The organism is Bradyrhizobium sp. Rc3b (assembly GCF_900114915.1).
GTDB lineage: Bacteria > Pseudomonadota > Alphaproteobacteria > Rhizobiales > Xanthobacteraceae > Bradyrhizobium.
On record NZ_FOUS01000001.1, the window covers coordinates 35,964 to 52,209 of the forward strand.

16 protein-coding genes are annotated in these 16,246 nt (G+C 64.0%); 12 read left to right on the top strand and 4 right to left on the bottom strand.

Annotation, left to right across the window (positions count from 1 at the left end; translation table 11 throughout):
• The first annotated feature begins 23 nt into the window (after window positions 1–23).
• Window positions 24–887 carry an acyl-CoA thioesterase II gene (gene tesB / locus BM190_RS00175; RefSeq protein ID WP_018323567.1) on the top strand — a complete coding sequence of 288 codons (864 nt, stop codon included), beginning with the start codon at window positions 24–26 and terminating at the stop codon, window positions 885–887.
• Here the strand turns inward: tesB and BM190_RS00180 are convergent.
• Window positions 884–1,753, bottom strand: coding sequence for a DUF4339 domain-containing protein (locus tag BM190_RS00180; RefSeq protein ID WP_092251300.1), 870 nt, complete (start codon window positions 1,751–1,753; stop codon window positions 884–886). The genes tesB and BM190_RS00180 overlap by 4 nt on opposite strands.
• 32 nt (window positions 1,754–1,785) lie before the next feature.
• The gene (locus BM190_RS00185; protein ID WP_018323565.1) at window positions 1,786–2,685 is read right to left on the bottom strand and encodes a DUF4339 domain-containing protein; all 900 of its coding nucleotides are present in this window, start codon (window positions 2,683–2,685) and stop codon (window positions 1,786–1,788) included.
• A gap of 236 nt (window positions 2,686–2,921) precedes the next feature.
• On the opposite strand from BM190_RS00185, the gene BM190_RS00190 reads away from it, so the two are divergent.
• The 9 genes from BM190_RS00190 (at window position 2,922) to xth (ending at window position 13,345) form a co-directional block, all read left to right on the top strand.
• Window positions 2,922–3,260: a P-II family nitrogen regulator gene (locus BM190_RS00190; RefSeq protein ID WP_018323564.1), complete on the top strand. Its 339-nt coding sequence runs from the start codon at window positions 2,922–2,924 to the stop codon at window positions 3,258–3,260.
• Between the two features lie 131 nt (window positions 3,261–3,391).
• On the top strand, window positions 3,392–4,693 hold the full coding sequence (locus BM190_RS00195; RefSeq protein ID WP_092251301.1) for an ammonium transporter: 1,302 nt from the start codon (window positions 3,392–3,394) through the stop codon (window positions 4,691–4,693).
• Between the two features lie 310 nt (window positions 4,694–5,003).
• Window positions 5,004–5,342 carry a P-II family nitrogen regulator gene (locus tag BM190_RS00200; RefSeq protein ID WP_008142813.1) on the top strand — a complete coding sequence of 113 codons (339 nt, stop codon included), beginning with the start codon at window positions 5,004–5,006 and terminating at the stop codon, window positions 5,340–5,342.
• Between the two features lie 38 nt (window positions 5,343–5,380).
• Window positions 5,381–6,829, top strand: coding sequence for an ammonium transporter (locus BM190_RS00205; protein WP_018323562.1), 1,449 nt, complete (start codon window positions 5,381–5,383; stop codon window positions 6,827–6,829).
• Window positions 6,830–7,047: 218 nt separating this feature from the next.
• Window positions 7,048–7,452: a GFA family protein gene (locus BM190_RS00210; RefSeq protein WP_092251902.1), complete on the top strand. Its 405-nt coding sequence runs from the start codon at window positions 7,048–7,050 to the stop codon at window positions 7,450–7,452.
• Window positions 7,453–7,767: 315 nt separating this feature from the next.
• Window positions 7,768–8,982 carry an aminotransferase class I/II-fold pyridoxal phosphate-dependent enzyme gene (locus tag BM190_RS00215; protein WP_092251302.1) on the top strand — a complete coding sequence of 405 codons (1,215 nt, stop codon included), beginning with the start codon at window positions 7,768–7,770 and terminating at the stop codon, window positions 8,980–8,982.
• A gap of 9 nt (window positions 8,983–8,991) precedes the next feature.
• Window positions 8,992–11,469: a DNA translocase FtsK gene (locus BM190_RS00220; RefSeq protein ID WP_092251304.1), complete on the top strand. Its 2,478-nt coding sequence runs from the start codon at window positions 8,992–8,994 to the stop codon at window positions 11,467–11,469.
• Between the two features lie 151 nt (window positions 11,470–11,620).
• Window positions 11,621–12,376 carry an outer membrane lipoprotein carrier protein LolA gene (locus tag BM190_RS00225; RefSeq protein ID WP_092251305.1) on the top strand — a complete coding sequence of 252 codons (756 nt, stop codon included), beginning with the start codon at window positions 11,621–11,623 and terminating at the stop codon, window positions 12,374–12,376.
• A gap of 153 nt (window positions 12,377–12,529) precedes the next feature.
• On the top strand, window positions 12,530–13,345 hold the full coding sequence (gene xth, locus BM190_RS00230; RefSeq protein WP_092251306.1) for an exodeoxyribonuclease III: 816 nt from the start codon (window positions 12,530–12,532) through the stop codon (window positions 13,343–13,345).
• Between the two features lie 31 nt (window positions 13,346–13,376).
• Here xth and BM190_RS00235 read toward each other — a convergent pair whose 3' ends face one another.
• Window positions 13,377–13,820 carry a cyclic nucleotide-binding domain-containing protein gene (locus tag BM190_RS00235; protein ID WP_018323556.1) on the bottom strand — a complete coding sequence of 148 codons (444 nt, stop codon included), beginning with the start codon at window positions 13,818–13,820 and terminating at the stop codon, window positions 13,377–13,379.
• A 58-nt stretch (window positions 13,821–13,878) separates the two neighbouring features.
• Window positions 13,879–14,565 carry a response regulator transcription factor gene (locus tag BM190_RS00240; RefSeq protein WP_007598630.1) on the bottom strand — a complete coding sequence of 229 codons (687 nt, stop codon included), beginning with the start codon at window positions 14,563–14,565 and terminating at the stop codon, window positions 13,879–13,881.
• A gap of 179 nt (window positions 14,566–14,744) precedes the next feature.
• Here BM190_RS00240 and BM190_RS00245 point away from each other — a divergent pair, with 179 nt between their 5' ends.
• Entirely contained in the window at window positions 14,745–15,338 is a 594-nt protein-coding gene (locus BM190_RS00245) for a L,D-transpeptidase family protein (RefSeq protein WP_092251307.1), read from the top strand.
• 6 nt (window positions 15,339–15,344) lie between these two features.
• Window positions 15,345–16,130: a 2-keto-4-pentenoate hydratase gene (locus tag BM190_RS00250; protein ID WP_092251308.1), complete on the top strand. Its 786-nt coding sequence runs from the start codon at window positions 15,345–15,347 to the stop codon at window positions 16,128–16,130.
• Window positions 16,131–16,246 lie beyond the last annotated feature (116 nt).

Sequence of the window (16,246 nt, forward strand, 5' to 3'; positions counted from 1 at the left end):
ACGACGGCGAGAAAGCTCACTCCATGTCCAAAAGCCTGATCGACCTCATTTCGATCCTCGACCTCGAGCAGCTCGAGGTGAATCTGTTCCGGGGCAACAGCCCGAAGACCAGCTGGCAGCGGGTGTTCGGCGGCCAGGTGATCGGGCAGGCGATGGTCGCGGCCTGCCGCACGGTCGAGGGCCGGCTGCCGCATTCGCTGCACTGCTATTTCGTCCTGCCGGGCGATCCGCAGATCCCGATCATCTACCAGGTCGAACGCCTGCGCGACGGCAAGAGCTATTCGACCCGCCGCGTCACGGCGATCCAGCACGGCAACGCGATCTTCTCGATCATGGTGTCGTTCCACGCCGAAGAGGAGAGTGCGTTCGACCATCAGGACAAGATGCCCGACGTGCCACCGCCGGAGAAGCTCACGGCGGAGGAGGTGGCGAAGCAGCCGATGTTCAAGGAGATGCCGGAGTTCATCCGCCGCTATTATGAATCCGATCGTCCGATCGAGCTGCGTCCGGTCGAGCTCGGCCGTTATTTCGGCCAGAAGATCGACGACGGCCGCATCCACGTCTGGATCAAGACCGCCGCGAAGCTGCCTGACGATCCAGCGCTGCACATGTGCGCGCTCGCCTACGCCTCGGATTTCTCGCTGCTGGATGCAATCATGGCACGCTATGGCCGCACGCTGTTCGACAAGCGCATGATGCCGGCCAGTCTCGACCACGCGATGTGGTTTCACCGCCCGTTCCGCGCCGACGAATGGCTGCTCTACGCGCAGGATTCGCCGAGTGCGCGCGGCGGCCGCGGCCTGACCCGCGGCTCGATCTTCAAGCCGGACGGTACGCTGGTCGCCTCTGTCGCGCAGGAAGGCTCCGTGCGCGAACGGAAGTCTTAGGCATTGGCGGCAGTGCTGCGCTCAATGAGCACGAATTGCGCCATGGTCCAGGTGAAGTACCAGCGCAGCAGCCACGGAATCGGAATGATGAAAAGACAGCCGAGGCAAAACGCGACTGTGCGCCAAAGCAGATCAAGACCGGTGGCGGTGAAGACCATCTCGCGGCGCGTCCCGCTGACGTTGCGGCAAATCCACCGCGTCCACGCGGCCATGACCCAAGCCCAGCCGATGATCGTGAAGACCGCGAGGAACGTCAGGATCTGCCAGCCGACGAAGCCCCAGACGCTGCCTGTGAACGTCATCCGCATCGGCTGACCGTTCGAGCTGATATTGGCGACCACCCAGCGAATGAGCACCCAGGATAAAACGGCCTGAACTAGCACTCCGAAAATCTGGAGGAGGCTGTCGATATAGCCCAGACAGCCCGCCAGTCCCATCGCGATGAAGACGTACCAGATGTCTCCAACCTGTCCGGTAAAGGCGAGGTTCGGCCGCTGCGGAACGTGCATGCGCGGAAACAGCCAGCGATAATATCCTGTCCCGGTCCAGGGCGACGGGATCACCAGCAGACTGCCGATCATCACCAGGATCCACCATCCCGTGAACGACCAGACCGGCAGGTCCACCGATAGCGGACCGCCGCTGTCGCTGCCCGGACTTCCACCGACCGGCAATGACGGCGGCGCTGCGGCGCCGGAGATGATGCCCGGCACCTCGCCGGCTTTCTGCCAACCCGCCATCCCTTCCGCCCAGACCAGCGTATCGGCGCGCACGATGCCCTGGGCGATGAGGTCGCGAAACTGCGGCTCGGGAAACGGCCCCTTCTGCTGGCTGCCCGACGCGTGAAACCAGATGCGGTTCGACATCTTGTCCGTTCGCTACAAGCGGCCAGCAGCCATTACATGGCCGCCTGCGACCCGCGCGGCGCAAGAACGGTCTCCGACGCGAACCAGTTCATGATCCAGCGATACACCCACGGAATCGGGATGATCAGACTGCACAGGATCGCGGCGACGATGCCGCGCCACAGGATGCCGAGACCACTGCCCTTGAACACGATTTCGCGCCGCGTGCCTTCGATGCTGCGGCAGAACCAGCGCATCTGGGCTGCGGCAACCCAGGCCCAACCGATGATGGTGATGATGGAGATCCCGAACAGCAGGCTCCAGCCGATATAGGCCCAGATCGAACCCGTGAAGCTCAAGCCCAGCGGCTGTCCGTTGGAGGCGAGGTTCGCGACCATCCATTTGATCAGGAGCCAGTAGAGGACGATCTGGACGATGAAGAGCAGATTGCTCAGCAGCTGGCTGCCGACGAAGGCGAGCGCGATGGCGAGAACGATGAAGCCGAAATACCACGGCACCAGCGTCATCGCGCTCCCGGTGAAGCTGAGGTTCGGCCGCCCCGGGACCTTGACGCAGGACACGATCCATTGCGTGTACCAGACGAACGCCCACGGCGCCGGAATGACGAAGATCATTCCGATCATCAAGACGATGCTGCGCCAGGTGAACTCGAGGACGCCGAAATCGACCGCCAGCGATCCCGCCACTCCGCCTCCGCCGCCGGCATAACCACCGGAGCCCATCATCGGCGGGCCGCCCGCGGGGATCATTGGCGGCGCGCCGCCGCCCCCGACCAGGCCGGGGATTTCGGCGGCCTTTTGCCAGCCGGCCATGCCCTCGGTCCACACCAGCGTATCCGGGCGCACGACGCCCTGGGCGACGAGATCGCGGAATTGCCCTTCCGGAAAGGGCCCCTGCTGCTTGCCCTCGGATGCGTAGAACCAACTCGCCATGAAGCGTCCCCTCAAAATACTTATGTACCGCTTGGCAGGCGCGGGTTCACCGCATCCATGCCAAAAATGCATTGTGAAGGATGAACGGATGCCCTGTACAGAGGCGGCCGTTCATAAGCTCAAACGTTTTTCCGCTTCAGTCTGCAACTTTTTTGTGCCATTTGCCCGGAAAGATGCCAGATTGACGCTGCGCCGGGGACATACGGCGCGGCGCATCCCGGGGAATAGGCCTGACCATGAAACTCGTCGTCGCGATCATCAAACCTTTCAAGCTCGATGAGGTCCGCCAGGCCCTGACGGCGATCGGCGTCCACGGCATGACCGTGACCGAGGTGAAGGGTTATGGCCGGCAAAAGGGCCACACCGAAATCTATCGCGGCGCCGAATATGTCGTGAACTTCCTGCCGAAGCTGCGCATCGAGATCGCGGTCGCCTCCGACGTCGCCGACAAGGCGGTCGCCGTGATCACCTCGACCGCGCGCACCGGGCAGATCGGCGACGGCAAGATCTTCGTCACGCCGATCGACCACGCGCTGCGCATCCGCACCGGCGAGACCGACAGCGACGCGCTCTAGATCTTAGTTTTTGACGCGTTTTCTTCACGCGAACCGATATCCACTTCGCTTGAAAACGCTTTGATCTTCTTCGATCGCACCGGGCAACGACGCCACAATGTGCGACGCCAATTGATGCCGGGGGGAACGACATGGCGGGATATTTGCGCCGCGCAGCTGCCATGGCTGCGCCGATCGGACTTGTGTCGATCATGGCTTCGCCGGCGCGCGCCGCGGCCTCCGAGATCAACACGGCCGACACCGCCTGGATGATCGTCGCCACCGCGCTGGTGCTGATGATGACGATCCCGGGCCTGGCGCTGTTCTATTCCGGCATGGTGCGCAAGAAGAACGTGCTCGCCACCATGGCGCAGAGCCTCGCCGCGGTGACTTTGATCTCCATTCTCTGGGTCGCGTTCGGCTATTCGCTGTGCTTCGTCGGCGACGGCCCGTGGATCGGCACGCTCGACCGCTGGTTTCTCGCCGGCATGACCATGGACAGCGTCAACCCGGCCGCGAAGACCATCCCGGAAGCGCTGTTCATGCTGTATCAGATGACGTTTGCCATCATCACGGTGGCGCTGGTCGCGGGCTCGGTTGCGGACCGGATGCGGTTCTCCGCCTATCTCCTGTTCTCCGTCGCCTGGTTCATCTTCGTCTACATTCCGCTGGCGCATTGGGTGTGGGGCGGCGGCTTCCTCGCCAGCATGGGCGTCTTGGATTTCGCCGGCGGTCTCGTGGTGCATCTGTCGGCCGGCACCGGCGGCCTCGTTGCGGCAAAGGTGATGGGGCGCCGTCACGGCTACGGCACCGAAAATCTCTCGCCGTTCGATCTTTCGCTCGCGGTGATGGGCACCGGCCTGTTGTGGGTCGGCTGGTTCGGCTTCAACGGCGGCTCGGCGGGCGCGGCCAATTCACGCGCCGTAATGGCGATCATCGCGACCCATCTTGCCGCCTGCTCCGGCGCGCTGACCTGGGGCGCGATCGAGTGGTCGACGCGGCGCAAGCCGTCCGTGCTCGGCATGATTTCCGGCGCGGTGGCCGGGCTCGGCACCATCACGCCGGCCTCCGGCTTCGTCGCACCCTGGCACGGCATCGTCATCGGCATCATTGCGGGGGCGGTTTGCTATTGGGCCTGCACCTGGCTGAAGCATCGCTTCAACTATGACGATTCGCTCGACGTGTTCGGCGTCCACGGCATCGGCGGCCTGACCGGAGCCCTGCTCGCCGGCGTGTTCGCAACCAGCGCCATCGGCGGCACCGCCGGCCTGCTGGAGGGCCACCCGCAGCAGCTCCTGATCCAGTTCTATGGCGTCGCCGTCACCTTTGTCTGGTCGGCTGGCCTGAGCTTCATCCTGCTAAAGCTGGTCGGCCTGTTCGTGCCCTTGCGCGTATCCCGTGAGCACGAACTCGAGGGGCTCGATATTTCGCAGCACGGCGAAGCCCTGCAATAAGCGGTGACGCTACTTAATTACCTCTACACTGCCCGACGCATGAGCAATATTGTGTCGGCAGCCTGTCATGCTCGCATTTTGAGCAGGCATGACCACGTTTTGGGCGCGACGGAATAGCGCACTGCACCGCAATGCGCGTTCATCGCGAAAACACCCGTTTTCATAGCCCGTTAGGCAACGCGCCCGATCTGGCACGGCATTTGATTCTAACGGTCCAGGCTGTGCCCGCGTAGTGAACTTTCTCCCTCGTGGCGAACCAGTCGAGAACGCCCGGCCACGTCCGGACCGGGCCCAAGCGGGGATAGGACCCATGAAAATTGTTATGGCGATTATCAAGCCATTCAAGCTGGAAGAAGTCCGTGACGCCCTGACCGCCATCGGCGTTCACGGTCTCACGGTGACGGAAGTCAAGGGATATGGCCGCCAGAAGGGCCATACGGAAATCTATCGCGGCGCCGAATATGCCGTGAGCTTCCTGCCCAAGATCAAGATCGAGGTCGCTGTCGCCTCCGACCAGGTCGACAAGACCATCGACGCCATCACGTCCGCCGCGAAAACCGGACAGATCGGCGACGGCAAGATCTTCGTCATCAACCTCGACCACGCGGTGCGCATCCGCACCGGCGAGGCCGATGCCGCGGCCCTTTGATTTCGCGCTCAACCTTTATCCAATCAGGAGTGAATAATATGACGTTCAAGCGTCCCTATGGCGCGGGATTGGCGGCTCTCGCAGTCGGCCTGTTCGCTGCGACCGCAGCCTACGCCGAGCCAACGGTCAACAAGGGAGACAACGCCTGGATGCTGACATCGACAGTGCTGGTGCTGTTGATGACGATCCCCGGCCTCGCGCTGTTCTACGGCGGTCTCGTCCGTTCCAAGAACATGCTCTCCGTCCTGATGCAGGTGTTCTACACCGTCTGCGTCGTCACCGTGATCTGGGCCGTGTACGGCTACAGCCTCACCTTCACCGGCGGTTCCGACTTCATCGGCGGCTTCTCCAAGGCCTTCATGATGGGCGTCACCACCGATACGAAGGCCGCGACCTTCTCGGTCGACGCCAACATCTCGGAGCTCATCTATGTCTGCTTCCAGATGACCTTCGCGGCGATCACGCCCGCCCTCATCGTCGGCGCCTTCGCCGAGCGCATGAAGTTCTCGGCGATCGCCCTGTTCATCCCGCTCTGGGTCACGCTGATCTACTTCCCGATCGCGCACATGGTCTGGTACTGGCAGGGTCCGGACCTGATCCAGGATGCGGCCAAGGCGCTCGCTGCCGCCACTGATGCGGCCGCGAAGACCGCGGCGCAGGCCAAGCTCGACGAGATTAATGCCGACGCCGGCTGGATCTTCAAGAAGGGCGCGATCGACTTCGCGGGCGGCACCGTGGTGCACATCAACGCCGGCATCGCAGGCCTCGTCGGCGCTCTCCTGATCGGCAAGCGCGTCGGCTACGGCAAGGAGCTGATGGCCCCGCACTCGCTGACCATGTCGATGATCGGCGCCTCGCTGCTCTGGGTCGGCTGGTTTGGCTTCAACGCCGGCTCCAACCTCGAAGCCAACGGCGGCGCCGCCCTCGCCATGACCAACTCCTTCGTCGCCACCGCAGCCGCCGCGCTGTCGTGGATGTTCGCGGAGTGGATCATCAAGGGTCACCCGTCGGTGCTCGGCGTCATCTCCGGCGCTGTCGCGGGCCTCGTGGCGGTCACCCCTGCGGCCGGCTACTCCGGCGTCATGGGCGCGATCGTCCTCGGCCTCATCGTCGGCGTGGTCTGCCTGTTCTTCTGCACCGTCGTGAAGAACGCACTCGGCTACGATGACAGCCTCGACGTGTTCGGCGTGCACTGCGTCGGCGGCATCGTCGGCGCCATCGGCACCGGCATCCTCGTCAACCCCGCCCTCGGTGGCGCTGGCGTCATGGACTACACCGCGATCCCGCCGAAGGTCGGCGACTACGACTTCGCGGCGCAGATGATGTCCCAGATCTGGGGCGTCGGCACCACGCTGGTGTGGTCGGGCATCGGTTCGGCGATCCTCTACAAGGTCGTCGACGTGATCGTTGGGCTGCGGACCAATGTCGAGAGCGAGCGTGAAGGCCTCGACATCACCGAGCACACCGAGCGCGCCTACAACATGTAAGTCTCCTCCCGGGCGTGGTCTCCTCGGAGACCACGTCCAGAACTACGGTTCGGGCACATACCCGGCAATGCCCTGACCGTTGAGGGGCTCCAGCGCAAGCTGGAGCCCCTTTCTTTTTGGCAGGGTGCTTTTTGATTTCACAGCCAAGAAAAGGATTGCCATTCCGCACCGCCGGCGCAGAAATATCGACCACAAGAAACGATAATCGGGAGGTCGTCATGCGCTTGGAAGGCGGATGCTATTGCGGCGAAGTGCGTTACAAAGCCGAAGGTGATCCGATGATGCAGGCCCAGTGTCATTGCCGCGAGTGCCAGTACATCTCGGGCGGCGCACCCAACACCTTCATCGCGATGCCGGCGGCCGGCTTCAGCTACACCCTGGGGCAGCCCAAGCAGTTCACGCGCAAGGATCTCGAACGCGCCGTCACGCGCGAATTCTGCGCCGAGTGCGGCACCCATCTGGTGACCAAGGTTCCCGGACTGCCGGCGGTGGTCGTGAAAGTCGGCACGCTGGATGATCCGACCCAGTTCCATCCGCAGATGGCGATCTACACCTGCGACATCCAGGAGTTTCATGCGATCCCGGCGGGCATGAAGACATTCGAGAAGCTGCCGGGGCGCTGAAGTTCGAATCAAACCAAGGTGACGGTGCGCTCCCTCTCCCGCTTGCGGGGGAGGGCGGGGTGGGGGTGCCTCCGCGGGCGAGAACCCCCAAGAGGAGAGAGCCCTCACCCGGCGCTACGCGCCGACCTCTCCCGCAAGCGGGAGAGGTCGGGGGCCTCGCATCCCGTTGTTATCCGGCCTCATTATTCCTGCTCTGGACGGACCCGCCCGCCGATGGTTAATCGCGTCTTAACCTCGCCCTATCTATGGTGAACTGAACCGCTTCCCGCCGGGGCCTTCGCGCGACCGGCTGTTCCGAGAGTGCTGGCGCCCAGAATGGTCATGACCGCTTCATCCCGTGCGCCACAGGCCAGTGGAAGCTCCGATACCGGACGCTCGCCCTTCGTCCGGCTGAACGAGCTGCTGGCGCCGCATCAACCCGGCAAGCCTTTGATTTCGCTCGCGGTCGGCGAGCCGCAGCACCCCGTGCCTGATTTCGTCGGCCCGGTGCTGGCCAAGCATATCGCCGATTTCGGCCGCTATCCGATGAACCAGGGCACCGACCCGTTCCGCCAGGCCGCGAGCACCTGGCTATCATCGCGCTTCAAGCTGCCGCGACCGCTCGACCCCAAGAGCGAGATTCTCGTCCTCAATGGCAGCCGCGAGGGGCTGTTCCTCGCCGCGATCGCGGCCGTCCGCTATGTCGGCCCGCGCCCCGGCAAACCGGCGATCCTGATGCCGAACCCGTTCTATCCGGTCTACGGCGCCGGCGCGGGTGCTGCAGCGTGCGAGCCGGTCTATCTGCCGACCACGGTCGAGAACGGCTTCCTGCCTGACCTCGATGCCATCGACGAGGCGACGCTGGCGCGCACGGTGGCGTTCTATCTGGCCTCGCCGGCCAATCCGCAGGGCTCGGTCGCCTCGCGCGACTACTTCACGCGCCTGAAGAGCCTCGCCGATCGCTATGGCTTCATGATCCTCAGCGACGAATGCTATTCGGAGATCTATACCCGCGAAGCGCCGGGCAGTGCGCTCGAATGCGCCGGCCCCGATTTCACCCGCGTGGCTGCGTTCCAGTCACTGTCGAAGCGCTCCAACCTGCCGGGCCTGCGCGTCGGCTTTGCCGCCGGCGACAAGAAATTCATCGGCATGTTCCTGGAGCTGCGCAACATCGCGGCGCCGCAGGTGCCGGTGCCGCTCCAGCATGTCGCGACCTTTGCCTATGGCGACGAGGCGCATGTCGAGGAGAACCGCCGGCTCTACCGGATCAAGTTCGATCTCGCCGACCAGATCATCGGCAACCGCTACGGCTATCGCCGGCCTGATGCCGGCTTCTGCGTCTGGCTCAACACGTCCGAGATTGGAGATGACGTGTCGGTAACGCTGAAACTCTTCAAGGAAGCAGGCGTGCGCGCGGTGCCCGGCAGCTTTTTGGCGCGGCAACAGCCCGACGGCTTCAATCCCGGCGCAGGCTATATTCGCCTGGCGCTGGTGCAAGATGGCGAGACCACGGCGCAGGCGCTGCACCGGCTGGTCGAGACTCTGGGTTAGGCGGGGCCCATGAGCATGTCGGCAATCGAACGTGTCATTCCACTGGTCGGCCATCTGCCGCCCTCGATCCGCGAGGGTCTGGCGCGGCGCGTGCGCGAGCTCACCGGCTTCGGCCTGATCGCGTTGTCGGGCGTTGCCTCGGCAGCGCTGATGACCTGGTCGGTTCAGGACCCCAGCCTGAGCCACGCGACCTCGAGGCCGATCCGCAACATTCTCGGTTATGCCGGCGCGATCGGCGCCGACCTTGCGATGCAGATCCTCGGGCTCGGCGCCATCATGCTGGTCCTGACCGTCGCGGTCTGGGGCTGGCGTATGATGACCCACCGCCCGTTCGACCGCGAGGCGCTGCGGCTCGGCTCCTGGATTCTCTGCACGGTGATCGCGGCAGGCTTCGTCAGCTGCTGGCCGCATGGCGGCGCATGGCCGCTGCCGACCGGCCTCGGCGGCGTGGTCGGCGATGCGCTCGTACGCGCGCCTGCAGTGATTTTCGGGCCGGCCGGCACGATCTATCGGATCGTGCTGGGCACGATCCTGTTCGCTGCGATGGCCGCGACATTCCTGATCGCATGCGGTCTTAGCGCCCGCGAGCACGACGACGAGCTCTCGGAGATCGAGGACGACGACAAGCCGCTCGACGAGGACGAGGAGAACGATCGCGGCTCGGTGTCGCTGGGCTGGCTGTTCCATGCGCTGATGAGCACGAAGGCGCGGCTGATCTGGCTGTGTGGTGCCGCTTACCGCTCGCTGGTCTCGAGCGGCCCGAAGACCAAGGCCGTCGCGTTCAGCCGCCAGGAGCCGAATCTGGGCGGCGGCCGCGCCGCACCCTCGATCTCGCCGCAGGACGAGGACGAGGACTACGAGGATCAGCACGAGGAAGAGGAAGAAGACGAGGAGGAAGAGGAGGAGCCTGCCGCGCGCGCCCCGCGCAAGAAGGCTGCCCCGAAAGCCGCCGCGAAGAAATCCTCCGACAAGTTCGAGCTTCCGTCCGTCTCCGTGCTGGCCGCGCCCAAGGCCGGCGATCGCCAGCCGCTCAGCAAGGCCGAGCTGGAAGCCAATTCGCGTTCGCTTGAAGGCGTGCTCCAGGACTTTGGCGTGCGCGGCGAGATCGTCAAAGCCAATCCGGGCCCCGTGGTCACGCTGTACGAGCTTGAGCCGGCGCCCGGCATCAAATCGTCGCGCGTGATCGGGCTCGCCGACGACATCGCCCGCTCGATGAGCGCGCTGTCGGCGCGCGTCGCGGTCGTGCCCGGCCGTAACGCCATCGGCATCGAGCTGCCGAACGCGCATCGCGAAAAGGTCTATCTGCGCGAGCTGCTGATCGCCAAGGAAGCCACCGAGACGGTGGCGAAGCTGCCGCTCTGCCTCGGCAAGACCATCGGCGGCGATCCTGTGATCATCGACCTCGCGCGCACGCCGCACATGCTGATCGCCGGCACCACCGGCTCCGGCAAATCGGTCGCCATCAACACCATGATCCTCAGCCTGGTCTACCGGCTGCGTCCGGACCAGTGCCGCCTGATCATGGTCGATCCGAAGATGCTCGAACTCTCCGTCTATGACGGCATTCCCCATCTGCTCACGCCCGTCGTGACCGACCCGAAGAAGGCGGTGGTCGCGCTGAAATGGGCCGTGCGCGAGATGGAGGAGCGCTACAAGAACATGGCCAAGCTCGGTGTGCGCAACATCGACGGCTACAACACGCGCCTGCTCGAATTGAAGGCCAAGGGCGAAGAGCCGACGCGCACCGTGCACACCGGTTTCGACAAGGAAACCGGCAAGGCGATCTACGAGGAAGAGAAGCTCTCGCTCGATCCGCTGCCCTACATCGTCATCATCGTCGACGAAATGGCCGACCTGATGATGGTCGCCGGCAAGGACATCGAAGGCGCGGTGCAGCGCCTCGCGCAGATGGCGCGCGCCGCCGGCCTGCACGTGATCCTGGCGACGCAGCGTCCGTCGGTCGACGTCATCACCGGCACCATCAAGGCGAACTTCCCGACCCGCATCGCCTTCCAGGTCACGTCCAAGATCGATAGCCGCACCATTCTGGGCGAGATGGGCGCCGAGCAGCTGCTCGGCCAGGGCGACATGCTCTACATGGCGGGCGGCGGCCGCATCAGCCGCGTGCACGGACCTTTCGCCTCCGACGACGAAGTCGAGAAGGTGGTGCGTCACCTCAAGACGCAGGGCCAGCCGGAATATCTCGAAGCCGTCACGGCCGAAGAGCCCACCGAGGACGAGGACGGTGCGGTGTTCGACGCCACCGGCATGGGCGGCGATGGCGGCGGCGACCTCTTCCAGCAGGCCGTTGCGATCGTCAAACGCGACCGCAAGGCCTCGACCAGCTACATCCAGCGTCGCCTGCAGATCGGCTATAACCGCGCCGCATCCTTGATGGAGCGCATGGAACTGGAAGGCATCGTCGGACCCGCCAACCACGCCGGCAAGCGCGAGATTCTGGTCGAGGAAGAAGACAGCCATATGTGAGGCAGCCGCCTCCAGACATCATTTCACGCGAAATCGTTATCTGCTTTTGCCCGAAATCACGCTAAAAGACGCCCAGCCACGTTAGGACGACGCGTTGATCAGACATCCGGACATTCGATTCGCTGCCACCATCGCTGCGCGAAGCGCGCGCGTGGCCGGCGTGCTTTTCGTCACCGCTGCGATGGTGACGGCGTCCTCGTTCGCGCAGAACGTTCCGGTGCCGAAACCCGCGCCGAAGGGCCGCGACGGCGGAACGTCCGCCGGCGGGCCCGCTGTCACCGGTGCGACTCAGGCGCCGCCGAATCCGGTGATCCCGGATCCGCGCCGCAACGTGCCTAGCAGCATCTTCCAGACCTTCGATGCCAACCAGAAGGCGCAGGCGGCCAAGGTCAGTGCCTATCTGTCGTCGCTGTCGACGCTGGTCGGGAATTTCGTCCAGGTCGGCCCCGACGGCAGCAAGACGCAAGGCGATTTCTACATCCAGAAACCGGGCAAGGTGCGCTTCGAATATGACGCGCCGAGCCCGATCGACATCGTCGCCGACGGATCCTCGCTGGTGGTGCGCGACCGCAAGCTCGCGACCCAGGACGTCTATCCGCTGTCGCAGACGCCGCTGCGTTTCCTGCTGTCGGATCGCATCGACCTGATGAAGGACACCAATGTCGTTGGCGTCTCGGCCGACGACGTCTTCGTCAGCGTCACCATCGAGGAGAAGCAGGCGCTGGTCGGCACCAGCCGCCTCCTCTTGATGTTCGGCGCCAAGGACGGTCAGTTGAAGCAATGGACCGTCACCGATCCGCAGGGCTACGACACCACGATCGCGGTCTACAATCTGGACTCGAGCAAGAAGCTCGATCCCGGCATGTTCAAGATCGATTTCACCAATTACGGCCCGGCACCGGGATAGGTCTCGTAGGGTGGGTAAAGGCGCACTTGCGCCGTGCCCACGATCTCTCGCCTCATGGCAGGCACGTGGGCACGCTTCGCTTTGCCCACCCTACGAGAGCGCGCTGTGGACAAGCATTTTCCCCGCGTTAATCCATGCTAAGACGCATCCCCCATGCGTTTTTCCCTGACAACCTGGAACATCAATTCGGTGCGGCTGCGCATCGATCTGGTCGCGAAATTCCTCAAGAGCGCGCGGCCGGACGTGCTGTGCCTGCAGGAGACCAAGTGCATCGACGATGCCTTTCCGCTGAAGCGCTTCAAGCGGCTCGGCTATGAGCACGTCGCGCTGAACGGGCAGAAGGGCTATCACGGCGTCGCCATCGTCTCGAAGATTCCGTTCGAATCGACGGACATCCGCACCTTCTGCGACAAGGTGGATTCGCGTCACATCTCCGTATCGTTCGGCGAGAAGGCCAACGTCGCAAAGCCGCTGGTCGTGCATAATTTCTACGTGCCCGCCGGCGGCGACATTCCCGATCCCGCACTGAACGAGAAGTTCGACCACAAGCTTCGCTTCCTCGACGAGATGAAGGCGTGCGAGCCGTTGCATCCGCGCGGAGAGGATCGCCACATCCTGGTCGGCGATCTCAACGTCGCCCCGCACGAGAACGATGTGTGGTCGCACAAGCAGCTTCTGAAGGTGGTCTCGCACACGCCGATCGAAACCGAAAAGCTGCAGGCCGCGCTGGCCGCCGGCGAATGGGTAGACGTCGCGCGCGAGCGGATTCCGATGTCGGAAAAAGTCTACACGTGGTGGAGCTACCGCTCCGCCGACTGGACCGTCGGCGATCGCGGCCGCAGGCTCGACCACATCTGGGTCTCGCGCGCGTTGAAGGATGCGGTCAGCGATTTCAGGATCCTGCGCGATGCGCGGAGCTGGGAGCGGCCGTCGGACCATGTCCCGGTGACGGTGACGCTGGAGGTGTGACCTCCCGTAGCCCGGATGGAGCGACAACCTCTCACGACGTCAGCTTCGCACCCGCCATCAGGATATCGCTGGCAATCTGGCTGGAGCGGACCGCGAATTCATCGCGCAGCCGAACCGCTGCGGCGGGGTCGCTTTCGAGCACGCGCTGAAACAGGCTGCGTGCGACGCGAATGACGGAGGAATGCTCCAACGCGATCGCGCTCGATGGCCGCTTCATCGGCACCACCAGCGCAAGCTCGCCGATCAGCGCGCCGGGACCTGCGATCATCTCGGCGCCGGCGCCGTCATCGACCCGAAAGGCGCCGCGCTGGACTACGAAGCCGGCATCGGCGTCGTCGCCGAGATTGAACAGGGTATCGCCGCGGACGAAGTTACGCTGCTCGGAGCCGATCGCCAGCATGCGCAACGAGGCGTCTCCCAACAGGCGCAATGTCGGGACACGCTCGAGAAGCGCTACGTCGTCGTCGATTGACATTCAGATCCGAGGCTCAAAGGCATGCGATCTAAAACGATTCGCACGCCCTTCGAGCGTATCACGGCACCAGCTTGTAGCCACCGGCTTCCGTGACCAGGATTTCCGGGTTGGCGGCATCCTTCTCGATCTTCTGGCGGAGGCGGTAGATGTGGGTTTCCAGCGTGTGGGTGGTGACGCCGGAATTATAACCCCAGACCTCCTGGAGCAGGGTCTCGCGCGAGACCGGCATTTGGCCGGCGCGGTAGAGGAAGCGGAGGATCGCGGTCTCCTTCTCCGTCAGCCGCACCTTGCGCGCATTGGCGGCGGTGAGCATCTTGGAGCCGGGCCGGAAGGAGTAGGGGCCGACCGAGAACACCGCGTCCTCGCTGGCTTCGTGCTGGCGCAGCTGGGCGCGGATGCGGGCCAGCAGAACGGCGAAACGAAAGGGCTTTGCCACATAGTCGTTGGCGCCGGATTCAAGCCCCAAAATCGTATCGGAATCGGTGTCGTGCCCGGTCAGCATGATGATCGGAGCCTTGAAGCCGCCCTTGCGCAAGGAGCGGACCACCTCGCGGCCGTCGGTGTCGGGCAGGCCGACGTCCATCAGGACGAGATCGGGAGCATTGGCCTTGGCCGCGCTCGCGCCTTTGGCGCCGGTATCGACCGCGGAAGCTTCGAATTCTTCGTGTAGCGATAATTGCTCCACCAACGTGTCGCGCAGATCGGTATCGTCATCCACGATCAGGATCTTGCGGGCATTGGCCATAGGGGGTCATCCTTTTGGGGTCCGGCTCGGCGCGCATCCATGCTGCACCCAGCCGTGAGGGGAAGTTTAGGGGTCGCTGTTATTATTGTTGTTCGTGTTGAAGTAGTGGGCTGTTACCGATTCACAAGCCGGAAGCACTCTAACTCAGAATAGCAGGCCGGTTTGATGAATGTCCTGTAATGAATTCGACATTGCACGTTCACATGAAAAATAAAGCAGCTTCAGTTAGTTACACCAAGAATCGAAGCGCCGGACCGCTCTCTGTGATCCGCGTTAAGCCTGCGGCCGGGAATCCGCGCCGAGGCTGGCTGACGGCGGGATCGCTGACCATACCGGTTGCGCTGGGGCGGGGCGGCATCCTGGCCAACAAGCGCGAGGGCGACGGCGGCACCCCCAGGGGCAGCTTCCGTCCGAGGCGCTTGTGGTGGCGGGGTGACCGGCACAGCCGTCCGCAGAGCTTCCTGCCCGCCCGGATCATCACCGCAGAAGACGCCTGGTGCGAGGACCCCAGGGATCGCCATTACAACCAGGGAATCCGGCTCGACGAGGGGCAGGGCGGTGACCGGCTCAAGCGGGCCGACCATCTCTATGACTTCATCATCGAAATCGACCACAACACGCGACCGCGGGTCGCCGGCCGCGGCAGCGCGGTATTCTTGCACCTGGCCCGCGACAATTTCGGCCCGACCGCGGGCTGCGTCTCCATGACGAAATCTGCGATGCTGCAATTGCTGCGGCGATTGGGGCCACGAACAAGAATCATCATCGGGTGAGGATGCATGCTCGACAGGGATCAGATCGCGGCCGCCTCGCGCACCCTCGTTCAACATTGGCGCGACGGCACCAAGCTTGAGGTGCTGGAGTCGCAGCTGCGGCCGCAGAGCCGCACGGAGGGCTATGCTATCCAGGCCGGGCTCGAAACACTGTCGCACGGGACATTGTTCGGCTGGAAGATCGCGGCCACGAGCGTATCAGGACAGAAGCACATCAACGTCACCGGACCGCTGGCCGGCCGCATCATGAGCGACACCGTGATCGCCGATGGCGGCACTGCGTCGATCAAGGGCAACGAGATGCGCGTCGGCGAACCTGAATTCGCCTTCCGCATGGGACGCGATCTGCCGCCGCGTGCAACGCCCTACAGCGTCGATGAGGTGCTCGCCGCCGTCGACACCTTCCATCCTGCGATCGAAATTCCCGATTCGCGGTTTGCCGATTTCGCTGGAGCGGGCGAGGCGCAGCTGATCGCCGACAATGCCTGCGCGCATCTGTTCGTGCTGGGCGCGGCGACGACTGCGAACTGGCGTGGGATGGATCTGGTCGAGGAACGGCCACAGATCACGCTGCGCGGCGAGCGCTATGTCGGCCACGGCAAGAACGTGCTCGGCGATCCCCGCGTAGCGCTCGCCTGGCTCGCCAATGAGCTGGGCGGACTTGGATTGACCTTGCGGGCAGGGGAGGTGGTGACCACAGGCACGTGCCATCCGCCGCTGCCGATCCAGGCCAGCGATCATCTCGCGGCGGACTTTGGCGTGCTCGGGAAGGTATCGGTGGGGTTTGTGTAGGCCCGACCCACTCCGCCGTCGTCCCTGCGAACGCAGGGACCCATAACCCCAGGGAGAAGTTTGGCGAGGATTGGGAGTTACCTGAGTTTCGTCGGTACGAAGACCACCTATCAATC

Coding starts and splice junctions, on each gene's coding strand:
- tesB (WP_018323567.1), top strand. CDS start 24: ATGTCCAAAAGCCTGATCGACCTCATTTCGATCCTCGACCTCGAGCAG.
- BM190_RS00180 (WP_092251300.1), bottom strand. CDS start 1,753: ATGTCGAACCGCATCTGGTTTCACGCGTCGGGCAGCCAGCAGAAGGGG.
- BM190_RS00185 (WP_018323565.1), bottom strand. CDS start 2,685: ATGGCGAGTTGGTTCTACGCATCCGAGGGCAAGCAGCAGGGGCCCTTT.
- BM190_RS00190 (WP_018323564.1), top strand. CDS start 2,922: ATGAAACTCGTCGTCGCGATCATCAAACCTTTCAAGCTCGATGAGGTC.
- BM190_RS00195 (WP_092251301.1), top strand. CDS start 3,392: ATGGCGGGATATTTGCGCCGCGCAGCTGCCATGGCTGCGCCGATCGGA.
- BM190_RS00200 (WP_008142813.1), top strand. CDS start 5,004: ATGAAAATTGTTATGGCGATTATCAAGCCATTCAAGCTGGAAGAAGTC.
- BM190_RS00205 (WP_018323562.1), top strand. CDS start 5,381: ATGACGTTCAAGCGTCCCTATGGCGCGGGATTGGCGGCTCTCGCAGTC.
- BM190_RS00210 (WP_092251902.1), top strand. CDS start 7,048: ATGCGCTTGGAAGGCGGATGCTATTGCGGCGAAGTGCGTTACAAAGCC.
- BM190_RS00215 (WP_092251302.1), top strand. CDS start 7,768: ATGGTCATGACCGCTTCATCCCGTGCGCCACAGGCCAGTGGAAGCTCC.
- BM190_RS00220 (WP_092251304.1), top strand. CDS start 8,992: ATGAGCATGTCGGCAATCGAACGTGTCATTCCACTGGTCGGCCATCTG.
- xth (WP_092251306.1), top strand. CDS start 12,530: ATGCGTTTTTCCCTGACAACCTGGAACATCAATTCGGTGCGGCTGCGC.
- BM190_RS00235 (WP_018323556.1), bottom strand. CDS start 13,820: ATGTCAATCGACGACGACGTAGCGCTTCTCGAGCGTGTCCCGACATTG.
- BM190_RS00240 (WP_007598630.1), bottom strand. CDS start 14,565: ATGGCCAATGCCCGCAAGATCCTGATCGTGGATGACGATACCGATCTG.
- BM190_RS00245 (WP_092251307.1), top strand. CDS start 14,745: ATGAATTCGACATTGCACGTTCACATGAAAAATAAAGCAGCTTCAGTT.
- BM190_RS00250 (WP_092251308.1), top strand. CDS start 15,345: ATGCTCGACAGGGATCAGATCGCGGCCGCCTCGCGCACCCTCGTTCAA.